Source organism: Calidithermus terrae (assembly GCF_003574345.1).
Taxonomy (GTDB): domain Bacteria; phylum Deinococcota; class Deinococci; order Deinococcales; family Thermaceae; genus Calidithermus; species Calidithermus chliarophilus.
The window spans coordinates 1-9787 of the sequence record NZ_QXDL01000161.1 but is presented as its reverse complement, the minus strand read 5'-3'; the positions used below and the strand labels follow the sequence as shown (position 1 = coordinate 9787).

The window sequence follows — 9787 nt, the reverse complement described above, 5'->3', positions numbered from 1 at the left end:
GGGCGGCGTCGTCGAGATGGCGGGGGGGCGGGCGGCCATGCTGCCCTTCTTGTCGGAGCGGCGGCTGGTCAAGGCCCAGATGCTGCTCGAGGGCGACGGCACGCTGTGGAAGGGTGCTTACTCCGAGGGCATGAAGCGGGTCTTCGCCAACCTCTCCACCGAGCTCAACTCCGGCGTCAGCCTCATGCTCGCCCACCTCACCGTCGAGGGCAGCCGCCTGGGCGGGGGCGAGTTCGAGTTCCACTGCACCAACAGCTACGCCGTCGAGAAGTCGGCCTTCCCCTCGCAGCTCTCCTACGTGGCGCTGGGCCACATCCACCGCCAGCAGCAGGTCGCGGAAGCCCCCGCGGCCTGGTACCCGGGCTCGCTGGTGCAGCTTGACTTCGGCGAGGGGGAGAACGCCCCGCGCGGGGCCCTGATCGTCGAGCTCGAGCCCGGCGTTCCGCCCAAGGTCACGCAGGTCAACGAGCGCTGGGGCAAGCCCCTGCGCAGCTTCAAGGTCAAGTTCGAAGACCTCGACCGCCGCCTCGAGGAGCTCGCCACCTTCCCCGGCTGGGCCAAGCTCGTCATCGAGGGGCGCGGCAACCCCCGCCTGCGCGAGGACCTCTTCCGCCGCTTCCCCCACCTGCTCGACGTGGTCTTCGAGCTCCCCGAGCTCGAGCGCCCCCGCGGGGCCCCGCCCGTGCAGGAGGAGTGGGACTGGCTCGAGGCCTACACCGAGTACTCCCGCGAGACCTACGCCGCCGAGCCCGAGGAGAGCCTGCTGCGGGCCTTCCAGCAGGTCTACGAGGAAGTCCACGCGGGGGAGGGGCTATGAGGGCCCTGGGTCGTACGCAAGACGCAAGACGCAAAACGCTAAACGCGAGACGCCTTGGCGTTCGGCGTTCGGCGTTCGGCGTTGAGCAGACCTCTTGGAGGCCCTCATGAGGCCCCTCAAGCTGCGCCTGCAGGGCTTCGGGCCCTACCTCGAGCCCCAGGAGATCCACTTCGACGACGTGGAGCTCTTCGCCATCACCGGGCCCACCGGGGCGGGGAAGAGCACCCTGCTCGACGCGATCACCTTCGCGCTCTACCGCGAGACGCCGCGGGCGGGGGCCAAGGGCCACGACACGCTGCGCCACCCGGCGGCCGAGCAGGCCAAGATCGAGCTCGAGTTCACCGCCCCCGACGCCTCGAGCCAGATCCAGACCTGGCGCGTCGTGCGGGTGATCGGCAAGGAGAACCAAAGCCGCCTGGAGTACCTCGAGCGCGGCGACTGGCGCATGCACGCCGCCTCCGAGAAGGTGGCCGCGCTCAACGCCCAGGTCACGAGCCTGCTGGGGGGGATGGACTTCACCACCTTCACCCGCGCCATCCTGCTGCCGCAGGGGCAGTTCGACCTCTTCCTGCGCGGCGTGCCCAAGGAGCGGCGCGAGCTGCTGATGAAGCTCTACGGCCTCGAGCGCCTGCGCGACATGCGCGAGCGGGTAGGCGAGCACCTCAAGGAGGCGCGGGAGAAGCTCAGCCTCATCGAGGGGGAGCTCCGGGGCCTCGCCGAGGCCGAGGAGGGCCGCCTAGAGGCCATGCGCGACGAGATCGGGTGGCTCGAGGCCGAGGAGGCGCGGCTCAGCCGGGAGGCCGAGCAGGCCCAGCGGGCTCTGGCCGAGGCCCACAAGCGCCACGAGCAGTTCAGCGAGCTCGAGGGGCTGCGCCGCCGCCAGCGCAACTGGGAAGGCCAGCAGGCCGAGATGGCGCGCCTGCGCGAGCGGCTCGAGCGCGCCGACCAGGCCGAGCGGGTGTGGCCGCAGGTCGAGAGCGTGGAGGCCGCCCGCCGCGAGGCCGAGGCCGCCCAGGGGGCCCTGCTGCGCCTGCAGCAGGGCCTCGAGCGCAGCCGTGCCGAGGTCGAACGCCTGCGCGCGCAGTACGACAGCGACGCGCTCGAGCAGGTCAAGCTCGAGCTCGCCGGCCTCCCGCTGCTCAAGGACCAGTCCGAGCGGCTGCGGCGCTACGGCGGCGACCTGCGCCTGTCCCACCCCGACCCCCTCGACTTCGACGAGGCCCGCCTCGACGCCCTGCGCGAGGGCGAGCGCAGCCTGAGCGAGCGGGCGCGGCTGCAACGGCTGCTCGAGCAGGCCCAGTCCCGCTTCCTTCAGGCCCGGTCGGCGCTGGAGGCCCAGACCAAGCAGGTCCAAGACCTCACCCTCGAGCTCGACTCCCTCAAGACGCTCGGCCAGGACGCGCGCGAGCTCTACGAGCAGGCCCGGCGGCGCCGCGAGGACGCCGAGCGCGCGGCGGGCATCCAGGCCCACCGCCACCTGCTCGCGGTGGGCGAGCCCTGCCCGCTGTGCGCGCAGGTGGTGGCGCAACTGCCCCCCGAGGTCGAGCTCAACCTGCAGGGCCTCCAGCAGGCCGAGCGCGAGGCCGAGGAGAACCTGCGGCGCCTGCGCGAGGACTTCCAGGGCAAGCAGGGCCAGCTCAAGACCCTGCGCGAGCAACTCCCCCTCTCCCAGCAGGCCCTCGCCCAGCAGGAACAGGACCTCAAGGACCTCCAGCGCCAGCTCGAGGCCCTCGCCCAGGCCACCGGCGGGCTCGAGGCCGCCGGCATCCAGCAGGAGCGCCAGCGCCGCCTCGCCGGGCTCGCCGCCGCGATCCGCGCCGCCACGGGGGGTCTCGAGGTGACGGCCTACGCCGCGCGGCTGCAGGAGCGCCAGCGCCAGCTCGAGGCCCTCGCCGCCGAGCTGCAGCAGCGGGAGAGGGAGTGCTCCGACGCCGAGCGCCAGCTCACCGCCCAGACCCAGGTGGCCCAGGAGCGCCACCGCGCCCTCGAGCGCCTCGAGGCCAGCCTGCTCTCGCTCCTGGCCGAGGCCGCCTTCGCCGACCACCAGGCCGTGAAGGCCGCCCGCATGAGCCCCGCCGAGCGCCACGCCCTGCAGCAGCGCCACCAGGAGCACCAGCGCGAGGGCATCGCCATCGCCGAGGGCCTCAAGCGCCTGGAGCAGGAACTCGCGGGGCTCGAGCCCGTGGACGAGGCCGCCCTGCGCCTCCAGCGCGAGGCCCTGGAAACCCTGCGCCAGTCGGCCCGCGCCGCCCACGGCAAGGCCGAGGGGCTCAAGGCCGACCTCAAGCGCGCCGAGACCCAGCTCCAGCGGCGGCGCGAGCTCGAGGGCCAGCAGGCCAAGCTGGTGCGCGAGGTGGACGTTTGGGAGCGGCTGGAGCGCGACCTGCGCGGCGACCGCTTCCAGGACTTCTTGCTCGAGCGCTACCAGTCGGGCTTGCTCCAGCGGGCCAGCGAGCTCATGAACGAGCTCTCGCAAGGCCGCTACGCCTTCCGCCTGGAGGACAGCGAGTACGCCGTGGAGGACCGCTGGACCGAGTCGGTGCGCACCGTGCGCACGCTCTCGGGCGGGGAGAGCTTCCTGGCCTCGCTCTCGCTGGCGCTCTCCCTCTCCGAGCACCTCTCCAAAGGCCGCATGGGCGCGCTCTTCCTCGACGAGGGCTTCGGCACGCTCGACGTGGAGACCCTCGAGCAGGTCGCGGGCGTGCTCGAGGCCCTGCCCACCCAGGGCCGGCTGGTGGGGGTGGTCACCCACGTCGAAGCCCTCGCCGAGCGCCTGCCCGCGCGGCTGCGGGTGGAGAAGAGCCCGGCGGGCAGCAAGATCCGCTGGTCGGACAATTGAAGGCGGGCCGTAGCGCCAAAGCGCCCCGGAAGGCATACAATAGCCGCTTGGGTTGGTGCTACCTTGTCGAGCCGAATCCTGCGCAACGCCGCCATCACCATGCTGGGCACCTTCTCGAGCCGGGTGCTGGGCCTGGTGCGCCAGGTCGTCATCAACAACCTCTTCCCGCCCCTGCTCACCGACGCCTTCAACATCGCCACCCGCGTCCCCAACCTCTTCCGCGAGCTGGTGGCCGAGGGGGCCGTCACCAACGCCTTGGTGCCCGTGCTCAGCGGCCTCCCCGCCGCTGAGGGGGAGGTCTTCAAGCGCCGCTTCGCCGCGCTGCTGCTGACGCTGAACCTGCTGCTGCTGGGCGCGGGGCTGCTGCTGGCCCCCGCCGTCGCGGGCTGGCTGGTGGACGCCTCGAGCCCCTACGCCCGGGGCCCCAACTTCGACCTCCTGGTCTACCAGATCCGGCTGGTGATGCCCTTCCTGCTGTTCATCTCGATGGCCGCGCTGTTCTCGGCCTTCCTGCAGTCGCAGGAGCGCTTCGGGGCGGTGGCCTTCGCGCCGCTGGCGCTCAACGCGGTGTCCATCGCGCTCATGCTGGTCTGGCCGGGTAGCGCCACCGCGCTGGCCCTGTCCTACACCCTGGGTGCCATGGTCCAGGCGGCCGTGCTGCTGCCCTCCCTCCGCGGCTTCGGGCTGGAGTTCAGGAGCCACCCGGCCATCCGCGACGCCCTGTGGCGCATGGGGCCCTTCGCCTTCACCACCAGCCTGCGCCAGTTCCTCAACCTGGTGCTCACCAACGTCCTCACCCGCTACGCGGTGGGGGCCCAGACCGCCTTCATCAACGCCGAGGTGATCTTCCAGACCGCCCTGGGCATCCTGGCCGTCTCGCCCGCGATGGCCCTCTACCCCCGCCTGACCCAGATGGGTGCCGCCCAGGACTACGCAGGGATGCGGGGGCTGCTCGAGCGCTCCATCCCCCGCCTCGCCGTGCTGCTGGGCTTCGCCGGGGCCATGATGGTGGCCTTGGCCCCCTGGATCGTGGGCGCCATCTTCTCCTTCGGCGGCCTCGACGCGCGGGTGCGGGAGTTCACGGTGGCGGTGCTGCTGGCCTACGGCCTCGCGCTGCTGCCGTGGGGGGTCAACCAGCTCATGCTGCGGGCTTTCTACGCCGCCAACGAGATCCGGCGGGCCGTGCAGGTGTCGGTGGTCATCTTCGGCCTCAACACCCTGGGCTACTGGCTGCTGCGCGACGCCGGGCTGTTCTGGCTCAACCTCTCCACGGCCGCCGCGGGCCTGGTCGGGCTGCTGGCCTACGGGGTGCGCCTCGAGCGGCTGTCGATCCTCTCGCTGCGCTGGCTGCTGGAACTCCTGCTGCGCGTCGCGGCGGCGGCGGCCCCGGCCGGGATGCTGGCCTACGTGGCGGCCCGGCCCTTCGGCACCCCCGCGCTCTTCCTCGACAACTTGCCCCCCCTGGTGCTGGGGGGGCTGGCGGGGCTGGCGGCCTTCGTGGTCTTCGCGCGGGTGCTGCGCCTGCCGCTGCGCTAAGTTTTCCCAGGGTGGCTCTGCCGAAAGTCACCCCGGCCGAAGGGAGGACGAGGGCTCCGGCGTGAGTTCGTAACCCTGCCCCCCTGACCGACTCACGCCGGGGCTGCTTAGCTAGGCCGCGTGCTCGGCGGGCCGCGTCGGCACGTAGGCGTTGCCCTGGCAGTGGGTGCACACCCGACCTCGGGCCTCCTCCTCCAGGCACCTGGGGCAGGGCTCGAGCGCCTCGCCGCTCTGCCGGTCCTCCACGCGCAACAGCCGCCAGCCCATCTGCTCACACAGCTGTTCGGCCCGGCACAGCGCCCGCGAGAGCCGGGGCGCTTCCTTGGGGGAGAGCAGGATCTCGAAGGATTGACCGGCGTCCTCGAAGCAGATCACGAAGTTCACTTGGTCCGAAGCCATTGCTTCCTCCGAAAGCGGTGGCTCGCGCGGTGCGCGCAGCCACTCGCCTAGAGCCTATCGCCCGGGCCTAAAATGAAGCCAAAACCGCTCAGCCGCGCAGCTCGCGCAGGGCTTCGGCCATGCAGCGCCGTGCCTTGGCCGCCATTTCCGGGTTGCCCAGGCGTTCGTAGGCCGCGATGAGGCCCTGCCAGGCGCGCTCGGAGTAGGGGTCGAGGGCGAGGGCGTGGCGGTAGGCCACCAGCGCCAGGGGCGAGTTCTCCTGCTCGCGTTGCTCGGCCACCAGCGTCCAGAGCTCGTGCTGGTAGCGCTCGACCTGGGAGCGCTCCACCGGGAACAGGTCGGCCATCTCGGGGAGCCAGGGCTCGCTGTGCCGCTGGATGAAGTCCTCGAGCCCCGGCTCGGAGGTCTCCACGAAGGCTTTGGCCCGTTTGACGAACTCGCGGTAGTCGAGCACGACCGGGAAGTTGAGCGACAGCTGGCTCTTGCTCGAGCCGATGAGCTGGGGGAAGAGCAGGCCGCGCAGCTTGGACACGGCGTTCTGCAGCGAGTCGAGCGGGTTGTTGAGCTCACCCCACAACTGCTGGGCCAGCACCTCGCGGTTCTGCGGCCGCTCGTGCAGGGCGAGGGCGAGCAGCAAGGCCGCGATCTTCTTGGTCGGGAAGTCGGCGAGGGTGAGCGTCTTGCCCAGGAAAGAGACCTTGAACCCCCCGAAGGTCTGGACCGTGACCGGGAAGGCACCCCAGCACGAAGGGTCGGCCTTGATCAGCGGCAGCCAGTGGTGGCTGTAGTAGGGGTGCCGCAGGAGCAGCCCGTAGCCGTTCTGCTGGCACAGGCTGAGGGCTTCCCGCAGGGAGTCGAGGTCCCCTTTGAGCATGAGCAACTGCGCCACGTCGAACATCGCCCCCGCCTCGCGGGCCTCCTCAAGGGTGGGCTCGAGGGGGCTTAGCCCCTGGCGCACGGCCTCGGTCTTGTAGCCGAAGGTGATGTTGGCGGCTCGAGCCAGGTGCTCTCTCGCGGCCTTGCGGTTACCGCGCCGGAATTCAACCTGAGCCCGGACGTAGTGAGCTTCCCCCAGTAGGTCGGCCTCCTGGGTCATCCCAAGGATCTTGACCGTCTGTCCGTACGTCCACTCCAGATCTCCTTCCAGAAGGGCTAGGTGTGCCATTAGGATTTCGGAGTAAAGGAAAACCCGATGATTATCGGCCTCCCGCGCTCTCTCCCCCCCGGTTGAGATCGCCTGGCGGGCTTTCTCGAGCTCGCCCAGTTGAATGTAGATGCGGCCCAGCGTGACGTAGCTCATAGGGCTCAACAGGACGCTTGGCAGCCGGTCGAACTCGGATAGAGCCAAGCGTGGGAAACCCGCGCACGTCCAAGCAACGGCCAAGTTTTCTATACTCGGGGCTACCTGGACGGCTCCGCCCAGCCCTTGATACGTCGCGACAGCTTTCGAAAGATAGTCAATACCCTCGCGGTAGCGATGTAAATTTAGGGAGGTAACCCCCAGGTTATGCAGTAGATGCCCTCGGACCAAAGATGCCCCGGCGTGAAGAAGGCCGTTCTCGAAGTGCTTCACCGCTTCAAGGTAGTTCCCACGCATGCCGTGGGCGACCCCGAGCGCGTTGGTAACCCACAGCCGGAATTCGGAGGATACGGTCTGGGACAGCTCCTCGAGCTGCTGGATGGCCCCTTCGACATCACCCGACGAGCGGCGTAGAAGCGCTACAAGGTACCTGTACGTCTCGAGGCCCCGGTAGCTCGGGGGAACCTTACGCAAAAGCTCTTGCAGCGCGTGCGGGCTCATCCTCGGCATGTAGGTCTCGACAATCCGCTCGAGGTACGCCTCCCATAGACCGTGCTCGCCGAGAATTTCCAGGTCAGCCTCGAGGTGCCTCGAGCCCAGAACCTGCGCGACCTCGAGCGCCCGCTCGGGCGACAGGGGGCGGAAGAGAAGACGGCGCAGCAGGGCGGGCAGGCGGTAGCCCTGGTCGGCGGCGTAGAGGAGGCCGCGGTCGTAGAGTTCGGCGATGAGCTCGGCCTCGAGCTCGAGCAGGCCGTAGAGCTCGGGGATCAGGACGGGGCTCGAGGCTGCGCGGGCTAGGGTCTCGCGCGGGAGATCCTGGGGGAGGAAGCGGCCCAGGTGGGCGCGGGTGAGGGGGTGCTCGAGGAGGCAGAAAACGTCAGGGCGTTTGGCGAGCTGGGCCGCGATCAGCAGGCCCTCGGGCCAGCCCTGGCTCAGGCGGTAGCTCTCCTCGGCGTAGCCCTCGCGGGCACTGGCGAGAGCCCCCAGCCACTCGGCCTTGGTGTAGATGAGGTCGGTTTCGTGCAGGAACAGGGCCTCGCCGGGGCAGCCGGGGTGGACGAACTCCAGATCCCGGCGTTTTTGGGGGATGAACAGGCAGGGTTCGCGGCCTAGGTCGGCCGGGGAGGTCACGACCCGGCGGTTGTTGCGGCGGGCCCATAGCGCCAGCACCTGCTGCCCGAACCCCGCCCCGGCAGGAGCCACCACCAGCCGGGGCGCGGTTCGCAGGAGCCTTCGCAGACCGGGCCGCAGACCTAACACGGTGCCATTCTAACGAAGCCGTACCGGGCTGGGGGGTTTATGGGGTCAGGCGGTGGCGGTCACGGGGGAAGGCCCGCGCGTAGCGCACGTTCGGCAGCCCCAAGAGCTTCTGCGTGATGCGCTCGGCGCCGATGGCGAAGCCGCCGTGGGGGGGCATGCCGTACTTGAAGACCTCGAGGTAGCCCGCGAAGTTCGCGGGGTCGTTGCCCTTCTTCTTCAGGGCCTCGACCAGCACGTCGTACTGGTGGATGCGCTGGCCGCCGCTGGTGATCTCGAGGCCGCGGAAGAGCAGGTCGAAGCCCCGGGTGGAGCCGTCGCCCTCGGGGTAGGCGTAGAAGGGGCGGGCGGCTTCGGGGTACTTGGTGACGAAGAGGAAGTCCACGCCCCACTTCTCCTTCGCCCACTGGCCCAGCGCCCGTTCGGCCTCCTCGTTGAAGTCGGCGCCCACGGGCATGCCCAGTTCCTCGCGCAGGATGCGGCGGGCCTCGGGGTGCTCCAGGCGCGGCATCTCGGCGGTGTTGGGCCACTCGACCTCGAGCATCCCCACCGCGTCGGCGGCGCCCTCGCGGGCTTCGTCGAGCATGGCCCTCAGCAGGGCCTCCTCGAGGTCGATCACGTCGTGCTCGTTCTCGACGAAGCCTATCTCCACGTCGAGGGAGAGGTACTCGTTGAGGTGGCGGCTGGTGGCGTGCTGCTCGGCGCGGAAGACCGGGGCCACCTCGTAGACCCGCTCGTACACCCCCACCATGATCTGCTTGTAAAGCTGGGGCGACTGCGCCAGGTAGGCCCGCTGCTCGAAGTAGTCGATGGCGAAGAGGTTGCTGCCGCCCTCGGCGCCCGCCGAGACGATCTTGGGGGTGTAGATCTCGGTGAAGCCCTGGGCGTCGAGGAAGTTGCGGAAGCCCCGCACCAGCGCGGCCTGTACCTTGAGCGCGGCGCGGGCCTTCTCGCCCCGCAGGCTCACGTAGCGGTACTCGAGCAGCGTCTCCGGGTTGACGCGCCACTCCTCCTTGGGGATCTCGATGGGGGAGGGCTCGAGGGCCGGGGTGAGCACCTCGAGGCCGTTAGCCAGCACCTCGTAGCCGCCCGGGGCCTTGGCGTTTTGCACCACCTCCCCGCTGACGCGCAGGCAGGACTCGGCCAGCGGCAGGTCCACGCCCTTCTCCACCACCACCTGCACGATGCCGGTGCGGTCGCGCAGCAGGGCGAACTGGATGCCGCCGAGGTCGCGCTTCCAGTGCAGCCAGCCTTGCAGGGTGACCTTCTCGCCGATCTTGTTGGGCACTTCCTTGACCAGTGTGCGTGACATCTGCCTCTCTCCTTCGCCGCCTTCGGGAACTGAAAAACCCCCCGGTACGACAGCAAGTACCGGGGGGCAGTATCGCTACCCCCGCTATGGATTGTCGTCCCGACGGCGCAACATCTTGCCGGATAGTCTAAGTGCCACTTCTCACCAGGTCAAGGTGGAGGGCTGAACGCTGAGCGCGGGTCGTACGTCCTACGTCGTACGCCGTACGCAAGACGCTAAATGCTAAACGCTAAACGCCAAACGCAAGACGCCAGACGCCTTGTCACCCCCCTTAGCAAGGGGGGCAGGGGGGGATACCCCTTCCCCGCGCGCGGGGAAGGGGTATCC

General features: G+C 69.8%; 6 protein-coding genes. 3 read left to right on the top strand and 3 right to left on the bottom strand.

Annotated elements, in window-relative coordinates:
- From Mterra_RS15650 to murJ, 3 genes are all read left to right on the top strand, one after another.
- On the top strand, positions 1-817 hold an 817-nt coding region (locus tag Mterra_RS15650), incomplete at its 5' end, for a metallophosphoesterase family protein (protein ID WP_119316020.1).
- Positions 818-923: 106 nt separating this feature from the next.
- Positions 924-3656, top strand: a complete 2733-nt coding sequence (locus Mterra_RS15645; RefSeq protein ID WP_119316019.1) for an AAA family ATPase — start codon at positions 924-926, stop codon at positions 3654-3656.
- A gap of 63 nt (positions 3657-3719) precedes the next feature.
- Positions 3720-5192 carry a murein biosynthesis integral membrane protein MurJ gene (murJ, locus tag Mterra_RS15640; RefSeq protein WP_119316018.1) on the top strand — a complete coding sequence of 491 codons (1473 nt, stop codon included), beginning with the start codon at positions 3720-3722 and terminating at the stop codon, positions 5190-5192.
- 111 nt (positions 5193-5303) lie between these two features.
- Here the strand turns inward: murJ and Mterra_RS15635 are convergent, their stop codons facing one another.
- From Mterra_RS15635 to aspS, 3 genes are all read right to left on the bottom strand, one after another.
- Positions 5304-5591 carry a hypothetical protein gene (locus tag Mterra_RS15635; protein ID WP_119316017.1) on the bottom strand — a complete coding sequence of 96 codons (288 nt, stop codon included), beginning with the start codon at positions 5589-5591 and terminating at the stop codon, positions 5304-5306.
- Positions 5592-5679: 88 nt separating this feature from the next.
- Complete coding sequence (locus Mterra_RS15630; RefSeq protein WP_119316016.1) at positions 5680-8151, bottom strand: hypothetical protein; 2472 nt, start codon at positions 8149-8151, stop codon at positions 5680-5682.
- 37 nt (positions 8152-8188) lie between these two features.
- Positions 8189-9460 carry an aspartate--tRNA(Asn) ligase gene (gene aspS / locus Mterra_RS15625; RefSeq protein ID WP_119316015.1) on the bottom strand — a complete coding sequence of 424 codons (1272 nt, stop codon included), beginning with the start codon at positions 9458-9460 and terminating at the stop codon, positions 8189-8191.
- Positions 9461-9787: the final 327 nt, after the last annotated feature.